This is a genomic window from Paenibacillus sp. LjRoot153 (assembly GCF_964253085.1).
In the GTDB taxonomy this organism is placed as follows: Bacteria; Bacillota; Bacilli; order Paenibacillales; family NBRC-103111; genus Paenibacillus_E.
Genome location: NZ_CAXUQH020000001.1, coordinates 2,629,719 through 2,647,657, shown reverse-complemented (window position 1 = coordinate 2,647,657; position 17,939 = coordinate 2,629,719). Strand labels below are relative to the sequence as shown.

At 41.8% G+C, this 17,939-nt stretch carries 13 protein-coding genes; all 13 read right to left on the bottom strand.

All coding sequences use genetic code 11. From position 1 onward, the window contains the following. Positions 1-13 precede the first annotated feature (13 nt). Positions 14-1,672, bottom strand: coding sequence for an extracellular solute-binding protein (locus ACSQ8P_RS11530; RefSeq protein WP_436235295.1), 1,659 nt, complete (start codon positions 1,670-1,672; stop codon positions 14-16). A gap of 117 nt (positions 1,673-1,789) precedes the next feature. Beyond that, the gene (locus ACSQ8P_RS11525) at positions 1,790-2,686 is read right to left on the bottom strand and encodes a carbohydrate ABC transporter permease (RefSeq protein WP_436239507.1); all 897 of its coding nucleotides are present in this window, start codon (positions 2,684-2,686) and stop codon (positions 1,790-1,792) included. 12 nt (positions 2,687-2,698) lie between these two features. Continuing rightward, positions 2,699-3,613, bottom strand: coding sequence for an ABC transporter permease (locus tag ACSQ8P_RS11520; RefSeq protein WP_436235294.1), 915 nt, complete (start codon positions 3,611-3,613; stop codon positions 2,699-2,701). Positions 3,614-3,699: 86 nt separating this feature from the next. Continuing rightward, positions 3,700-4,719, bottom strand: a complete 1,020-nt coding sequence (locus ACSQ8P_RS11515; RefSeq protein WP_436235293.1) for a LacI family DNA-binding transcriptional regulator — start codon at positions 4,717-4,719, stop codon at positions 3,700-3,702. Between the two features lie 80 nt (positions 4,720-4,799). Further along, the gene (locus tag ACSQ8P_RS11510; RefSeq protein WP_436235292.1) at positions 4,800-5,891 is read right to left on the bottom strand and encodes a GerAB/ArcD/ProY family transporter; all 1,092 of its coding nucleotides are present in this window, start codon (positions 5,889-5,891) and stop codon (positions 4,800-4,802) included. A gap of 15 nt (positions 5,892-5,906) precedes the next feature. Further along, on the bottom strand, positions 5,907-7,121 hold the full coding sequence (locus ACSQ8P_RS11505) for a Ger(x)C family spore germination protein (RefSeq protein ID WP_436235291.1): 1,215 nt from the start codon (positions 7,119-7,121) through the stop codon (positions 5,907-5,909). Positions 7,122-7,172: 51 nt separating this feature from the next. Next, positions 7,173-8,765 carry a spore germination protein gene (locus ACSQ8P_RS11500; protein WP_436235290.1) on the bottom strand — a complete coding sequence of 531 codons (1,593 nt, stop codon included), beginning with the start codon at positions 8,763-8,765 and terminating at the stop codon, positions 7,173-7,175. Between the two features lie 145 nt (positions 8,766-8,910). Continuing rightward, a complete protein-coding gene (locus tag ACSQ8P_RS11495; RefSeq protein WP_436239506.1) occupies positions 8,911-10,419 on the bottom strand; it encodes a glycoside hydrolase family 32 protein in 1,509 nt (502 codons plus the stop codon). Between the two features lie 164 nt (positions 10,420-10,583). Then, positions 10,584-12,050, bottom strand: a complete 1,467-nt coding sequence (locus tag ACSQ8P_RS11490) for a glycoside hydrolase family 68 protein (protein WP_436235289.1) — start codon at positions 12,048-12,050, stop codon at positions 10,584-10,586. 214 nt (positions 12,051-12,264) lie between these two features. Next, positions 12,265-13,545, bottom strand: coding sequence for an ABC transporter substrate-binding protein (locus tag ACSQ8P_RS11485; protein ID WP_436235288.1), 1,281 nt, complete (start codon positions 13,543-13,545; stop codon positions 12,265-12,267). A gap of 26 nt (positions 13,546-13,571) precedes the next feature. Further along, positions 13,572-14,762: a response regulator transcription factor gene (locus ACSQ8P_RS11480; protein ID WP_436235287.1), complete on the bottom strand. Its 1,191-nt coding sequence runs from the start codon at positions 14,760-14,762 to the stop codon at positions 13,572-13,574. A 4-nt stretch (positions 14,763-14,766) separates the two neighbouring features. After that, a complete protein-coding gene (locus tag ACSQ8P_RS11475) occupies positions 14,767-16,548 on the bottom strand; it encodes a sensor histidine kinase (RefSeq protein ID WP_436235286.1) in 1,782 nt (593 codons plus the stop codon). A 280-nt stretch (positions 16,549-16,828) separates the two neighbouring features. Next, positions 16,829-17,932: a Gfo/Idh/MocA family protein gene (locus ACSQ8P_RS11470; protein WP_436235285.1), complete on the bottom strand. Its 1,104-nt coding sequence runs from the start codon at positions 17,930-17,932 to the stop codon at positions 16,829-16,831. Positions 17,933-17,939 lie beyond the last annotated feature (7 nt).

The window sequence follows — 17,939 nt, the reverse complement described above, 5'->3', positions numbered from 1 at the left end:
TCCTGATTTCTCATTACTTGGACGCTTTGTTGTAGCGGTCCAATGCGTCTTGATAGATTTTCAACAAATCATCTAATCCCATTTTCTTTAGCGTCGTTAAGTAAGAATCCCATTCCTTCTCTACGCCGCCTTCCATCAACCATTTGGAGCGTTTTTCATTGGTCAGCTTGGCAAGATCAGGTTTAATTTTACTGATTTTATCCAGCTCCTCCGGCGTAAAGAAAATACTCGGGTAATTCTCTTTTTCCATCTGAGGAACGAAGGTATCCTTGATGCGATTCATTCTTTCCAATGCGCGAGGCTCGGGAGCGACGAGGTTTTGGAAATCCTCTGCCAAGATAACACCCGTCATGTTCGGCGCAACCTTTTGACGGAATTCGCCTGCGGCTACCCCTGCATCAAGTGGTTTCTGTACAAGTTTGCCGTCTTTTTCATCGAATGCAACGCCAATCGGTCCCCAATGAAGCTGCGCAGCCATCTTCGGCTCATATTGCAGATCTAGCCATCTTGCTGTGATTTCAGGATTTTTGTTCACTTTCGTGATGACAGGACCTCCACGACTCCAAGGAGAGCCATTATTATATTTCACGACCATGCCCTTGAAAGGCGGTACGAGCGCATAATCCTTGGCGCGGTCCGGTCCGACAATTTCCGTCTCTTCCCACCAGAGGTAGGAGCCTAGCGTAACATCCTTCGTTTTTCCTTTTGCAAAGTAAGGAGCCGGATTGTTGTTGAAAGTAAAGGAATCTTTATCAATGAGGCCCTCTTCAACCCATTTGTGAAAATAGGAGACTGCTTCTTTGTATTTGGGATCGGTTGCCGCATAATTCACTTTGCCGTCTTTCACATTCAAGTGTTCAATAAACGAGTTATCGCCAGGCTGATACGTTTTGTCAGGAACTCCGAAAGCTCCGAATAAATAACCGATATCGCCAGTCCAGAAGGTATTCATAAAAGACATCGGCACTTCATCGGCTTTACCGTTACCATTAGGGTCTTTCGTTTTAAAAGCGCTAAGCACATCGTGCAGCTCTTCAATGCTCACAGGCATCTTCAAACTCAGCTTATCCAGCCATGCTTTGTTCAAGAAGAGAAAATCCGGATTCGAACCGATGCCAGCTTGCCCTTTGCCCAACTCTTCCGCCACAGGAAGGGAGTAAATTTTCCCGTCGGGGGCAGTAACGAATGCTTTCAGCTCCGGTCTTTTTTCAAACAGTTTCTTCACGTTAGGCATATACTTATCGATAAGGTCATTCAGAGGAATAATCGTGCCGTCTTTGCTGTATTTCATCAAATCGTTATCTGTGAATCGAGCGCCATAGAAGACATCTGGTAAGTTAGAGCTGGCAAGCAGAATGTTCTTCTTATCGTTGTAGTTCGCTTCCGGCACATTATCCCATTCCACATGCACGTTGGTCTGTTCTTCCAGGCGTTTGAAGATCTCCATCTCTCCGTAATTCGGTGCAAGTGGCGCTTTCGGCGATACCATTTTCACTGTTACTTTATCTTTTACGATCGGGTAACCGCTTTCGTTAAAGTTCTTGGCTGCCACTTTCTCGCTGTTTTGCGGGGCTACCGTATCTTTTACCTCAGGCGTTTTGTCACTGCATGCTGCCAGCACCAGACTCAAACTCATCGTCACCATCGTTATTGTCGTTAATTTTTTCTTCATTCTCGATACCCTCCTCTTTATATGTAACCGTTAAGATTTATGACTGATCCTTAGATGCACTCTTTTAATATCACCGCAAGACCGCCACCACCTCCTCTAATGCTTGCCTTCGCATCTCTAACCTTTTACAGATCCAATTAGAACACCTTTAACGAAGTAGCGCTGCAAGAAAGGGTATAAAATGAGCAATGGTCCTGCTGCAATGAGAATAACCCCATATTTAATTAGTTCCGAAACCCTTTGTTTAGCTAAAAGTGAGTCAATATCCGACACCATGTCGCCGATTGGCTGGCTTTGGACCAGAATATTACGCAAAACTAGCTGAAGAGGATACAGTTTTTCATTTTCCAAATAAATTAATGCATCAAAGAATCCGTTCCACTGCCGAACAACCGCAAACAGCACTAGCACAGCAATGATCGGTTTGGATAAAGGAATAACTATACTCCAAAGAAATCGTGTATTCTTGCAGCCATCCATGAATGCCGCTTCCCTAAGTTCATCCGGTATGGTGGATTGGAAGAACGTCCGGGCAATAATAATTCCGAATGCATCCACGGCTGATGGCAAAATGACTGACCAAATCGTATCCACCATACCCAGCTTTTTGACCAACAAATAGGTAGGAATTAAGCCGCCAGAGAAAAACATCGTAAATACAAAAAACAGCATAAACACATTGCGCCCATAAAAATCCTTACGAGAAAGCGGATATGCGGCTCCTATCGTTAGTGCAACACTGATCAGCGCGCTTGCGGCTGCATAGATAATAGAATTTCCATATCCAGTCCAGATCTGTGGATCCGATAAAATTCTGCTGTAACCTTCAAGCGTAAAACCTTTGGGCCAAATCCACACTTGGCCGGCATAAATATGATCGGGCTCACTGACAGAAGCTATAACTACGAAATATAGCGGATACAATATGAGCAGCGCAAAGCCACTCAATACTAGAATGTTTAAAGCGTCGAACCATTTATCAGCAGTGCTTTTTGCTGTAATCATAAGGTGAATGCCTCCTCTCTTTTAAAATAGCCCACTGCCGTTTATTTTTTTGACAAAACGGTTAACGGAGACCAGAAGGACGAAATTGATCAAGGAATTGAACAAACCAACTGCTGCGGAGAAGCTGTATTCCGCTCGCTGCAGACCAATTTTGTACACATAGGTAGCGATAATCTCAGATGAACTGGCGTTTAGATCATTTTGCATGAGAAACGCTTTTTCAAATCCAACATTCATGAGATTCCCGATCGCCAATATGAACAAAATGAGAATTGTCGGCTGAATCCCCGGGATATCAATATGCCAAATCCGGTGCCATTTCGTTGCTCCGTCCACGACCGCCGCTTCATGAAGATGCGGATCGATACCGGCTAATGCTGCTAAATAGATAACCGAGGCAAATCCTGTTTCTTGCCAGACGCCAGAGAAGACATACAGGCTTTTAAACCATTCTGCCTTAGATAAAAAGTAGATTGGCTCAACGCCAAACAGTTGAATAATGTGATTGATGAGCCCGCTTCCAGGCGATAAGAAAACATACATCATACCAACAAGCACTACGGTAGAGATGAAATAAGGAGCATAAATGACCGTTTGGATAAAACGTTTATACCTTTCGTGGAGCAGCTGATTAAGCATCAGTGCAATAAGAATCGGTACTGGGAATGAAACCACTAACGAGAAAAGACTAAGTCCTAACGTATTCTTAATGACCGTCCAGAAGTTAAAAGAATCGAAGAACCGTTGAAAATGCGTCAATCCTACCCAGGGACTTCCCCAGAATCCCTTGGAAGCGATGAAATCCTTAAATGCGATTTGGACCCCGTACATCGGCCAATATTTAAAAATAATGAAATAAATCACAGTTGGCAAAATGAGAAGATACAGCTCGTAGTTGGCTTTGATCTGTTTGAGAGGTTCTTTGAATGTGCTCATTTTAAATGGTGCAACCCCTTTCTTTTTATCGGGAAATCGTTTACGTAAACGTTTTTCTAATAGTCAAAAAAAAGCCGGATCAGCTTTTAACAAGAGCCTCGCAGGATTAACGCAGTTGGCAGTCTGTATTCTTTGCCAATCGAACCTGGGTTCTCAATCCGCTCTAACATGATCTCTGCCGACTTCACACCAATCTCATAAGAAGGCTGCCGGATAACCGACAACGGCGGGGTAGTAATCTGAGTCCAATCGTAATCGTCAAAGCCAATAATGGCCAGTTCGGCCGGGATTTGAATCCGTCTTTCTTGCATGTATTTCATGGCGCCCATTGTTAACACATTATTAGCAATGAACAGCGCAGTTATTTCCTGCTCCGCAAGCAGATCTTTCATACTCTCGTAACCGCTCTCAAGGTTGGACTCCGCTATCCTCACAATAGAAGAATCAAATGGAATGTCGTGATCTGCTAATGCTTTTTTATATCCCTCATAGCGCTCATTGCTCGTTGTAATACCAAGTTCCCCGGTTAGCATCCCTATTCGACGGTGGCCTTTTATAATAAGGGTTTGGACTGCCTCATAAGCGCCTCCGATGCCGTCAGCCAGTACACTATCCCCATTATAACCGGTAGGTTTACGGTCGATAAACACGACGGGATAATTCGAACGTACGATATCGGTTAAATAACTGACATCTTCAGCAATAGAAGCAATGAACAAACCGTCAATCAGCTTGGAATTAAACAATTTAATCTGTTCTTGTTCATCTTCAATTTGTTCCGTTGTATTGTTGCTCAGCAGTAAATGATAGCCGTGCTGCTTCAATGTATACTGAATCCCCTGCGCTACCATCATAAAGAAGAAATTAGAGGTATCCGAGGGAAGAACCGGCACAATAAGTCCGATCGTGTTAGATTTCTGGCTGCGCAAACTTCTGGCTGCTGAATTGGGACGGTAATCAAGCTCTTCCATCGCTTGGTGAACCTTGCGCTTAACTTCATCCGATACATAGCGGGTGTTATTAATAACATGAGACACAGATGCTATTGAAACACCAGCATGTTCGGCTACCTGTTTAATACCCGAACGCATAATAATTGCCCTCATTTCTCATAAAAACGTTTACGTAACCGTTTTCTTAATTATATGTTCCCTATATTTAAGTTGTCAATGTTTTTTATAATGATCTATTGTGGTTTGTTTCCTCGGCCTTTCATTAACATAACGAGAAAAAGAATGGACGGTATGATTCCAATGAAAATCTTGTTGACCATAAATTGATTTGCCACGATTCTCCCAATCTCTAAATGCGACTGCCAACTTGTCGGCAGAAGAGCTGTTATATAAATAAGCCCCCCGACAGGAAGCGCAAACCTTCGATAGTCCGTATGAAACATTTGAGATAACCCAAGTACGGATGCCAAAAACCATAATGTCGATTTGATTAATATCCCTGCGTAAAAAAGTAAGATAACCAGAGCATCAAAACGCTCAAATACTTCTGCGATCTGAATCAGTTGTACCGACTGTAATAAAGGTACAGTACTTATGTTAACTAATTGCGGACCTAGAACGATCAGATTCATTATGTTGCAGAGAGTGATAACAAGCCCGGATACAAAAAAGGATCGAATCGTCGTTTTTGTCATCTCTTTCTTCTCGGTTAAATAACTCCAGAACACGAGAAAAATCACCATTTGACCAAATGGAAACCAGACGGATTCAGCTATACTTTCTTTTAATATAGGTTGGATGCCTTTTTCCATCATCGGTAGTAGATAATTAAAATGAACAACACCCGATACAAAGTGCATAATAAGTAAAATTAAATAAAAGGTCAGCACACCCACTACAATATATTCGGCTAAACGGAAGAAAACTTCTATTCCCTTGTATATCGCATAAATCGATAAAGTCACCATAATCAGCATAATGATTGAAATAGGACCCTTAGGAAGAATAGTCAAGAGCGTAAGATCACCAAAGTCCCGTACATTTCGCATAGCTTCGTAAGCAAACATTAGGGCATAGAGGAATAAGACGGTCTTTCCCACAAATGAACCGAAATAAGTAATCAATATCTGACTTAAATTTTTTTCAGGTTCCCTGCTTTGGATCGCCAAAAAAAGAAAAAGCAGCAGTAATCCTAGCAGCATGCTAATTACTACCACCAACCAGGCGTCTTGACCAGTTTTGATTCCTAATTCAAATAATGGCGTGCTTCCAATTTGAAATAAGATAATCATCGCACCTAACTGATATTTGCTGATCCGCTCCATACGAAGCCTCCTTTCTCATTCTATTTTTTCGGATAACTTGGAAAAGGAGTCATTAATCATTCCAGTTCGTCGGATCGTTACGTGAACTTTAACGTCTAAGTTGATATCAGCGAATTCTTTCTCCCAGTTCTTACTCAGGACTTTCCAGTCTTGTGGATAAGACTGGTGGAATTTGTCACCGAAGCCCAATATGTCCGCTTTCATCTTTTTCACGGCTTGGAAGGAGTCTTCCACATCATTTTTTATTTGTTCCTGAATATATGTCTCGAGTTTATGTAAGGTTTTAGGCTCTTTCAGTTTCAGATTACATGCCGTTTCATTCAGATTTCCTTTGACTTCAATTTCTATGGACATGAACAAGTTACCGTCCGTAATTTTCGGTTTTAAGTTGGTGTGGGATTTTTCAACCAAAAAGGAGGATAGCTGTTCGCTGAGGGTCTCTCCTTCACAAGAAAAAACGATAGTCATTTTCTTTATCTGATTCGTTATCCAAGGGATTCCGATGCTTTCATTCCGGCTTAACCATCCTGCAAATTTATCTTCCTTAAATACCCCGACTCTATCCAATTTCAATACGGTGGATTTACGCGTTTCTTTGAGTGCGTCTAAAGAATTTTGTCCCTCTCGCTGACCTGTGATTTTGATTTCCGGCACTGTAGAGCTAGCGGTAGGATTTGTCATTGTGGTCATGAGTTCGTGCATTTTAGATGGGACTAAGTTGGTTAATCGGTCTGCTTGTTCACTTACCAAATTGGAAATCGCGTTTCCGGGAATGGATTCTAATGGAGTAAGGATCTCAAGAACATTCTTTGCGTCTCCATCCGAAAGGAGAACATTCGTATTTTCCCTTGATTCGTAACTTCTCAAGTACGCGTCTAATATTTGATTGACACCATATTTAGCAACACGTTGGCTGATAATAATGACCCGAGTATGGGAGAAAAAGAGGTGACGAGGAGCCTCTAAATCACTCTTTTGAATGGCCTCCTGTATGGTCTTCCCCTTCGATGAAAAGACAGTAACCGGAGATTGGGAGCTGCCTCCGCCGGACTTACTCTGAGTTGACTTCGGTATGATAATTTGAAAGGTCAATACCCATTGATTATTTTCATCTAAATCAAAGGCAATTGCGCTGATAATCCCCAATTTGTTTAGTTCGATATGGTTCGAACAACCACTATTAACAACTAGCATAAAGGTGATCAACAGCAGGATTATCCATCGTTTCACTTCCTAATCCCCCTTGATGTCCGTTTCCCTCCCCGTATGAATGAGAGACAATTACTTTTCTTTCTCCTTATCTGAGGGCTCCGGACGTAAGTTTACTTTTTGGCGCACATAATTATTCTTAGCAAATAGACGCGGTCTGGTTACCATCATCCACCAAGGCACCCTGATCACCGTATCTTTTAAGTTGCTTGGTATAAAAGGTGCTATGGGTGCCATGTAAGGAACTCCGAAAGAGCGTAGAGACAACATATGGAGCAATAGAAAAAAAAGCCCCGACATAATTCCGAACAAACCTAAAACTCCGGCAAGAACCATCAGTATAAACCGAATCAACCGGGCGGCAATTGAGATATTAAAAGCCGGAACGACGAAGCTAGAGATCGCCGTAAAGGCTACCACGATCACCATGGCTGCCGAGACTAGCCCAGCTTCAACTGCTGCCTGTCCTAAAACAAGAGCTCCAACGATGGAAATTGCAGAACCGATGGCTCTAGGCATTCGAACCCCTGCTTCCCTTAACACCTCAAATGTTAACTCCATCAATAAAGCTTCAAAGAATGCTGGAAAAGGAATTCCTTCCCTTTGTGCAGCAAGACTGACCAAGAGAGTTGTCGGTAACATTTCTTGATGAAAAGTCGTAATTGCAATATATAAGGAGGGCAGTATCATAGAAGTGGTAAATGCAAAGAAGCGCAAAATTCGCAAAACTGAAGAAATATCGAATCTTTGATAATAGTCTTCGCTGGCCACAAAGAACTTGAGAAAGGTGATCGGCAGCACCAGAACAAAGGGTGTTCCATCCACCAGAACAGCAACCTGCCCATCCAAGATAGAACCCGCAACCGTGTCGGGACGTTCCGTGTTAATAATTGTTGGAAACGGGGTAAAGGTTTGATCCTGAATAAATTCTTCCAAATAGCCACTTTCCAGTATGCCGTCTATTTCGATGCGATCCAGTCTTTGAAGCACTTCATTCACGACTAAATCATTGGCGGTTCCTTTCAGATACATAACACTAACGTCTGTTTGGGTCACCGTTCCGATTCGCCTGTCGATTTTCCATAGATTCGGACTTTTGATTCTGCGCCGGAGTAAGGCTACGTTCGTGCTGATATCCTCGGTGAATCCATCTTTGGGTCCGCGAATAACAGATTGAGACGAGGGCTCCTCTACCCCCCTTTGCATCCATTTAGCTGAACTTGCGGAAATGCCTTGATCCCAGCCCTCAGCGAGAATAACGGTAGACCCGTTGTATAAAGAAGACATGAGTTCATCTATATTACTCACCGTTTTTGTGGAACTAACAGTAAGAATTTGGTCTTTAATAACCGTCAAAGAATCGGATGAATTTCTCTGTTGAGCTTCATTTACTTCTGCATCGGACATGATCGGATTCATGATGTGATCGTTAATGACCACAGTATCGGTTAAACCGCTTATATAAACAATAGCCATAGGTAAACTATTAGCCCCTTGAAATGTACGGATGACAACATCTGAGCTGTTACCGGTTAACGCAGATAAATTCTTGATATTTTCCTGTAAGCTATTGGAAAGGGATTCGATTTGTTTGCTTTTTACTTGAGTATCCTGTTGTGAGCCCTCATTATATTTCCGGGCAAATCGCTGTAAAAGTCTGTTCATCCGATAGCCTCACCAAGTATGCCATATAATACCATTCATTTTCGCCTTAGGTTCCAAGAGTTATACCTTCATCGAACCACCATAAACATACAAAGATACCCGTAACTGCGATTTACGCAGCCCTTAATGAGATAATCTTCTTTGGCTAGTTGAAGTGCTTGATTACAACATTATTAAAGATCGCGGTGCCGCCTTCAGAAAAAAGAGTAATTCCTTGCTCGTTTAATTCCGGGAAAATTTCATTGGAAAAAACGATGGTTCCATCTTCCATAAAGACTTCAATGCTTGTTTTATCGACGAGAATTTTTAAGTGAACGTTTTTCTTATTCACATCAAAAGGTGACCTGCTTTCAAAATATTTACCACTCTTGTCGGGCTGCCCTGTAAAAGCTCTATTGACATAAGCATACTGGCTTTCTATAAACACTCCGACATCTACATGACGGTTTTTGTCTGTTGATTCTCGAAGTCTTAATCCGACATTCTTGATCTCTGACCACGATATATCTGTCTCAAGCTGGTAAGCATCACCCGTTATAGGAAGAGTTTTAGAGCCATTAACCACTATTTGTTTCAACGAATCCGTTGTAATTGTCAATTGATTCAATGCTTCAATGGGTTGTGAAACCAAACGATACGTATCGCCATCATGTGTTAAGTTAATTTGACGAACAATCGAATCTGTTCCGTTAAACCCTTCTTGAAGCGTTGGCGTATTATGGGGATAATCCCAATTATTCATCCAGGCTAAAGCATATCGATGATTGTATTTATCGCTGTCTTTCCCTTCTTCAAACGTGACAGCACCATACCAATCAAAGCCGTAATCTAACCACAGAGGGTCACTTTGATCAGGAATAAATTCCTTGCCATTAAAGTGTCCAGTCCAATAGGCATAAGTGTTTGGTTGACCTGCCGACTTACCATTTGCGCTGACACCAAGAATCCATTTATAAATCCCGTCATTCGCACGCATCAAATAAAGATCAGGACACTCCACAATGCCGATATTTTGTGTCATAAAACCACCCGTATATTGCCAATCTTTTAAATTCGGAGACTCATAAAAACCAATTTTCGTCCCTTCCGCCATTGCCATCACCCACTTATTAATCTGATGATCCCAGATGATTTTCGGGTCTCTAAAATCTTTAGTACCAGGATTTGCAATAATGGGATCGTCACGATAAGAAGTAAACGTTTTTCCTTTGTCTGTACTGTACCAAAGATATTGTTCCTGCTTCCCGCCTTCTGCAGACGGCTGTGTGACTATCGCCACAAGAGCACCTTTTCCAAAGCCTGCTGAATTGGTGTCATCCACGACGACTGATCCCGACCATGGATCACCATTTTTATTCGTATATTTAGGAATGGCCACCCCTTCATCTTTCCAATGCACCAAATCCGTTGTTGTCGCATGCCGCCACTCGGTTCCATTTCCGTTCGGATAATTATGATTATAGAGATAATAGTAATGATACTTTCCATCGAAATATATCGGCCGCTGAGGGTCGTTTTTCCATTTGTCGGGCGTAGTGAAATGATAGCTAGCTCGATACGTTGGTATAACTGAATCGATGATTTCGTTCTTCTTATTGCTTTCTGAATAATGAACCACTAACCCTATCGTCATCAAAATAATGAAACAAATCATAATTACACCTATTCGTTTTGCTGCTTTCTTATGATTTGTTGTATAGTTCAAGTCGATCCCTCCTCGCTGAGCTGCTGTTTATTCCCTTTTGTAAAAAAGAAAATGCCGATTTACATCGGCATTTTCTTTGCTTTATTGAGGATGTTTACGTTATTTTTGTTAAGCTACTTCGTATCAGTCGTTAATTGCCCTTGTGCTAGGATACTATCACCCACAACAGAAGTTTTTGAACCACTAATGTTCAGCAAGAAACTCGGAGCAAAAGTAGATTTGTGGTCTGCAAATAAACCTCTGTTTGTCATGTAGCTTGTGATAACCACATTTTTACCATCAGCTTGCGGTACTGCAAAGTGAGAATAAGTCCAGGTAAGATCTTTAGGATCAAGATTCATGTTTAATACAAGTCCGCTGTCATTTAACGGTTTGTATGTTCCAGTTAAGGAATCGGACACATAACCTAACATGTATACATCATTCGCCCCGATTCCATCAATCGTCATTTTGGAACCCCTGGAATCTGTGAACAAATACCATTTGCCATTCATTTTAAATACGTTGGCACGTTCGATTTCATCTGTTACAGTATTCGATGCAATTAACGGTTTCATGACTTTTTTCAACGTATAATCATCGTTCAATTCAATAATACCCAATGCGCCATTCGCTAACTCAGCAGCACGTTTTTTAGGACCCTGCAGCAATTTATTTTTTTCATCCTGGAAGAAATGCGTGTTTGCGCCGTAAAAAGCTTTGTTGAAGAGCGATGCCTCTCCTTGATAACCAACTTCCGTCCCTGTGTTAGCTTCGAAAACAAGGTATTTATGACCATTGTCTTCCACATAGTGAGGGTCTCTTAATGTATGATTATCCGAATAGTTCTCCGCTTCGATTCCTTGCATAACATTTTGATAAATTTTGCCGTCTCCGCCATCAAAAATCGATTTGAGATCCTCGACGCCATCAATTTTAAGCGTACTTTTATCTGGTTGAGATACATTTACTTGGGCTGTTGTTAAGGTTTGTTTACCATAAAATCCGTGATTGGGATCCCAACCCTGACGATCAGTATAGAATAAGCGAACTTTTCCATCCGATGTTAAGGTTGCGGAGCCTGACCATTCTTCTGCTTGATATTTGAGAAAAGGATCGTTAGGAACGAATTTATCGCTATCCTTAAATACTCTTCCTGCATTTTTCCAGCTATCAATAGAAGTATCTCCTACTTTTTGATAAAACATGTAGACAAAGGTGTCCCATCCTCTTTTAGGGTCTCCTGCTAAAGCAAATACGATATTGTAGCCATTATAATTTGCTACTGTTCCATCCGCGTTTTGCAGCGGCCAGCTATCCCAAACATCGATATCGATCAAGTTGCCTTGCTCATCATAACCTTTTGCCGAAGGAATATTTTTTATTGTTGATGCATCGAATTGAGGTGCTTGAAATTGTGTATTCTTTTGTTGTTCAGGTATTTTCAGCATATCAGCGCGAGTAATGTGGGAAAAGCCATAGTTTTCTTTGTAATCCGTATTGTCTTTCTCTTTCGCAAATGCTTGAGCACCACCTCCTACCAGCATGGCTGTAGTCAAACTTACTGTTGTTGCTCGTTTAACAAATTTCTTGATGTTCATAATCTAACAACTCCTTGTCTACTTTTTGTTTTTTTCTCTCCACAATTTAAAGTTTAAGGCAAAGGGAAAGTTATGAACATGTCGTACATTGATAGATTTACAGGCTTATATTGATTCAACTAGACGAGCTTTACAAGCACAAAATAACCCTTACCGCCTTGATACTAAGCATCAGAGGTGAAAGGGTTATTTATCTAATATGTATGCCAACCAATTATTTCTGTTCAGCCTTTTTCCAGGATTTTTGGAACTCCTGAAGCAATTGGACACGGTTAAGCTGTTTGCCTACATAAGCTTGCATAGCATAGCCGAACTCTTCTCTAGCCCTCGAAGGAAATTTAAACCAGTTCCAGGACAATGTTTTCTTCTCCTTTGAGTAACGAATAATATCGTCCACGAGCGGTCCCGAACGGTCCGTCTCTATATTTTTAAACGCAGAAATAAAATGGAATTGTTCCTTCATAAAGGTTTTGCCTTGTTCCGAGGAAACCATCCAGTTCAAGAATTTCTTTGCTTCTTTCTTTTTCTCCGGCGAAGATTCTTTATTTACGACCCAGTTATTGGATACGCCCACCGCCAAGGCATCGTTTCTGGCATCATCATTTATAGGAATAGGTAAGAAACCGATATTCATATTCGGCGTTATTTGATCAATCTTAGATTGAGCCCAATTCCCTTGTTTAAGGATCGCCGCTTGGCCGGTTGCAAACAAAGAGACTTCGGTATTATAGTCGGTCGTCAGAAAATCTTTATTGCCGTATTGAACGGTCAAATCCAGCATTCGAGTCAGATCTTCGAACTTTTTGTTCCCTACGATGGTTTGCGTCCCTTCGTTCAAAGCTTGAATAAAAGCGTCCGGGTCGTCCTGCTGGGCAAAAGCAATATTCATCATGAGAATGAAAAACCAACTATCTGAATAACCGACTGCAAAGGGGGTAATACCAGTGGAATGCAGCTTTTCCGCCGCTTCCTTTAATTCGGTAAGCGTTTTTGGCAGGGTGTGGATACCGGCTTTAGCGAATAAATCCTTATTATAGATAAAGCCGTAGCCTTCCAAATTTATAGGCATCCCGTAAATTTTCCCGTCCATCTTCATCGGCTTAAGCGCCTCATCAACCACATTTTTCACCCACGGCTGATCGGACAAATCCTCCAAATACCTTTTCCATGACAACGCTTCTTCGTAACCACCGTTAGGAAAGATATCGGGACCTTTATTTGCTGCAAATCTTGCTTTCAATTCGGCAAGATAATTTGCCCCTCCGCCAAAGGTTAAAATATTCATCTTAACATTCGGATTTTCTTTCTCGTATTCCTTTACCATCTGCTCAAACTCTGTGGAAATTTCTACTTTGGGATTCAGTACCTCTAAAGTGATTTTCTGATCAGCACTGATTGTATCTATTTTCTTCACCGAACGATTGTCCGCCCAGCAAGAAGAAAGCGCTAGGGTTAGCAACCCGGCTAAAGCACATTGAAAAACCTTGATTATCATGATACCCCCTCGTTTCATTTACAACTTTAATGAAGTAATCCCAATTCCGTTATTTCCCGGTTTCCCTCCATATTTCGATATTCAAGAGGCGTCATGCCAACAATTCGTTTAAACAATTTCGAAAAGTAAGTTTCATCCTGGTACCCGAGCTTTAATGCAATCGAGTACATTTTCTCGTCTGTTTGGCTTAACCACTGTTTAGCTTGTTTTATTCTTAGCTGAATAATGTAGTTGGAGAGGGTCATCCCGTTTTCTTGCTTAAATCGTCGCGAGATATGTTCGCGGCTCAGGAAGAATCGGTTTGAAAGTTTGTCCAAACTTAACTCTTGCATATAATGTTCATTTACAAAAGCAACAATATCATGCATGCGCCTGGCATCATCCAAATCCGTCAAACGGTGTATGGCTCTGAAATTTTGCTCAGCCATTGCCCTTTGCGCAGATTGAAAAGATTGCGGGAGCTCTTGAAGCGATGTCAGTGGGAGGCCGCAAACCAGACGAACGGGAATATCAATATGCTGGGTAATCCATTCCTCTACCGGGAAGAATTGACCGTGAACAGAAAGTATCACACAGACATTAGGGTCGTTCTGAAGAGCATAGGCATTCCCCCACTCCCGAGTAACCAGCTCATCCGTCAAATGCTGGAGGTAGGGCTCCGAATGATGGGTTTGGTAAAAATAAATCAAGGTAAGATCGTATGCGTCCGCTTGCGGAAGAGACATGGCTATTTCTTCAGAATCAAAAAGTTCCCCGTTACATGCCGCGGTAACCCCCTTGTTTAAGCGAAGCTTCTTAGCCTCTTCATAGACGCCCGGCTCTACAATGCTGCGTTCTTCCTCTTCTTTTTTCCAGGATTCTACCGCTCCCGCGAGTGTTTCATTTAGCATTTCATTTTCGATAGGCTTCAACAAATAATCGAAGCTGCCGTGCTTAATCGCTTTACGCATGAAGGAATAGTCATCAAACCCTGTAATCAATATCACTTTTCCCGGGTAGGAATTGGCATCCAACCACTCCATCAACTCAATCCCGTTCTTTTTGGGCATTTTCACGTCTGTCATGATGATCTCCGGACTTTCCAGATCAATTAACGCCTTTGCCTCTTCACCATTTCTGGCTTCCAAAATGTCGGTAATCCCATGTTTCTGCCACTGTCCCATAAAACGAATAATTTTCCTTACATTAGACTCATCATCCACGATAAGAGCTTTCATTACGTCATTCCTCCTTAAGGTAGAGTGGAATCATCAGCTGAACGGAAAACCCTTGTCCCTGCAAAGAATCAAGTAGGATTCCCGCTGTCGGATCATAATTAAGAACCAAGCGATCATGAATATTTTTCAAACCGATATGCTGGGGCGAGTTGTTTTCTTCGCATACCGGCGCGTAGATTTTATTTTTTAATGCCGTCAGCTCATCATCCGTCATACTGCGGCCGTTATTTTCTACAACCAGATTCAAATATTCTGCTCGTATTTCACCGTAAATACGCAAGTGGGCTTGTTCGTATCCCTCTTCATAACAATGTTTAAAGAAGTTTTCAACGAGTGGCTGCAAAATCATACTCGGAACTGAAATATCAAGAATGTCCTTGGGGATGTCGATGGAATAGCTAAAATCGGTTTGAAAACGCTCCTCTTGAAGGTTCAAATACGCTCTTACATAATCTACTTCACTCCGAACTGTGGCCTTTTGATCCACACGAATAGAGTACCGCATCATTTTGGATAAGGAGACTACCAATTGGTATACTTTCGGAGATTCGGTGAATAGGGCAACCGCACCAATGGATTGAAGGGAGTTGTATAAAAAGTGAGGATTAATCTGCGACTTTAGCGCTCTGTGCTGATTCTTCCTGTTCTCAATCTCCAGCTTGTACTCACGGTCGATGTGACGATTAATCCGGTTCATCATTTCCTTGATATGCCTCTCCAGATTGCCGATTTCATCTTCCCTCTTATCGTCAAACGGAGCATTCATGTTCCCGCCTTCAATGCTCAGTACTTTCCGGCTAAGCAGCTTAATCGGACGAGTAATCTTATATGATATGATGGCTATCATGATTAAGCCCAGAATTCCCACGATTACACCGACGATAATGTTCTTGTAGGCGGTTTTCCTCACATCATTAAATAAGAATTTGCTTGAGGTTATCTTAACAAAGTGCCATTGATTTAACGGTTCCGACAACGTTTTGGAAAAGATAATATCGCCATTCGAAAACTGTGCGCCTGCAGCCGACTGATTGATTTTCTTTTGTAATTCTGCCGGAACAGCCTTCCCTATCATGGCTTCATCGCTTGCATAGATGACATAACCGTCCGAATCGGAAAGCAATACGGATTCTTTATTTTTTTGAAGAAAATGATTAGATATGCGAGAAAATTTATCCGAATCGATGTCAATCGTGATGATGCCGAGAAATTCTTTCGAAAGGGCATCCAAGATTTTGTGATGAATCGTCAATACCATCGTTTTGTCAGATGGGGGCATAATTGCTGTATTGTTATAATTTTCAATCTGATGTGGCGGTTCGATTAGAAAGTTCGAATCAGAGTTTATTAGCTTCTGAATAGAGGCTTGTTTCAATAAATCCGGCTGCCGCTTACGGGAACTTATCATCGCATTATAAACCGTAAACGAGTTTTTTCCTTCCTCAATGTATAACCGAACCTGCCTAATTTCGTTTCTCATCAGATAAAAGGTTGTCATGCCTTTATAGATTTCAAGCTGATTGAAATAAAGAGACCCTTCGAAGCCTTTTTCGAAAATCATGAACAAGTCAGGATTTCGGTATAAAATATACGGGAGATTAACGATATCATTAAAGTATTGCTCCAGGTCTTCGGACGCCTGCCCAATTTGTTCGCGGCTGTTCTCAAGCTCATGCCGTTCCACATTCTCTTTCGTTTGCCTATAAATCAATAGCATGGACAAAAAATACGGTAGGATAATAAAAACAAGCAGCATGATCAATAAACGGCTTTGAATGCTTTTCACAAAAATACTCCTTTTATTTAAAATCACCTTACTATTATTCTAACCTCTTAGCATTGTGATTTCTTTCGCCAATATCTGTAAAGGGATCTTCCAGCTGTTATAAGATTCGGTCTTTGATAAAAAAATCAGTCCGTAGAAATGTTTCAAGCTATACCTGGCCTCTAACCGAATACGAAGCAACGTAAATTTCCGCACTAATCGCAACAATTATAAAAAAAATCGCCCCTCAGTGAAGTTACACTAGGAGCGAAAATTAATTCAACACAAAGACGATCAACAACTATTCAAATTCAACCGTTTTACCTGTTCTTGCCGATTCATAGATAGCTTCTAAAATCTGGGTAACAACAAAAGCTTGCTCTGGTTTGACAAGGGGCTCAGTGTCATTGAGAATGCTTTCCAGCCATTGTCTAGCCTCTTTAACACCTGGATCTTCAACACTTGCGTCGAAATATGCGATACCTCCGCCTGTCGTAGCATTGGTTTCGACTAACTTTCCATACTTTGCGCTGTTGAAAACCAATTCCCCTTTACCAATAGCAGGACTGCCTTTCATTTCCGCTCCGCCCTCTGTTCCACATAGGGTCGTCATGGCTTCTCTCGTATCCGTTATATTCAACGCCCAAGCACATTCCAGGAATATCGTTGCACCATTTTCCATTTTAATAAATCCGAAGGCCGAATCTTCTACCTCATAAGATTTCGGATCCCATGGACCGAACATGTTGCCTTCAAACTTATCCGCTAATTTATGGAATACAGATCCTGTCACTGATTTCGGCTTGTAGTTGTCCATGAACCAAAGAGATAAATCTAGCGCATGCGTGCCAATGTCGATCAACGGTCCGCCACCTTGCTGCTCTTTGTCAGTAAAAACGCCCCAGGTTGGAACTCCGCGTCTGCGAAGGGCATGGGCTTTGGCAAGATAAATATCGCCGAACTCACCATGGCGGCATGCTTTGTACAATACCTGCGAATCGTCTCTGAACCTATTTTGGTAACCGATCGTTAATTTTCTGCCTGTCTTCTTGCTTGCCTCTAACATTTTTTTAGCTTCAATAGAGTTGATAGCCATTGGCTTTTCGCACATGACATGTTTACCTGCCTCCAGCGCAGCCACCGTTATGAAGGAATGCTGAAGATTGGGGGTCAACACATGAATAACGTCAATTGACTCATCTTGCAATAATTCCCAATAGTCAGTGTAAACTCTCGCCTGCTCCGTTCCAAATTCCTTTGCTGCTTTCACAGCTCGCTCTTCCACGATGTCACAGAAAGCTACCATTACGCCCAGATGGGTAAGCTTCGCTAATGAAGGCATATGCTTCTGGTTGGCAATACCGCCGCAGCCTATAATTCCAATTTTCAATTTAGCTGTTGACATGATCGAA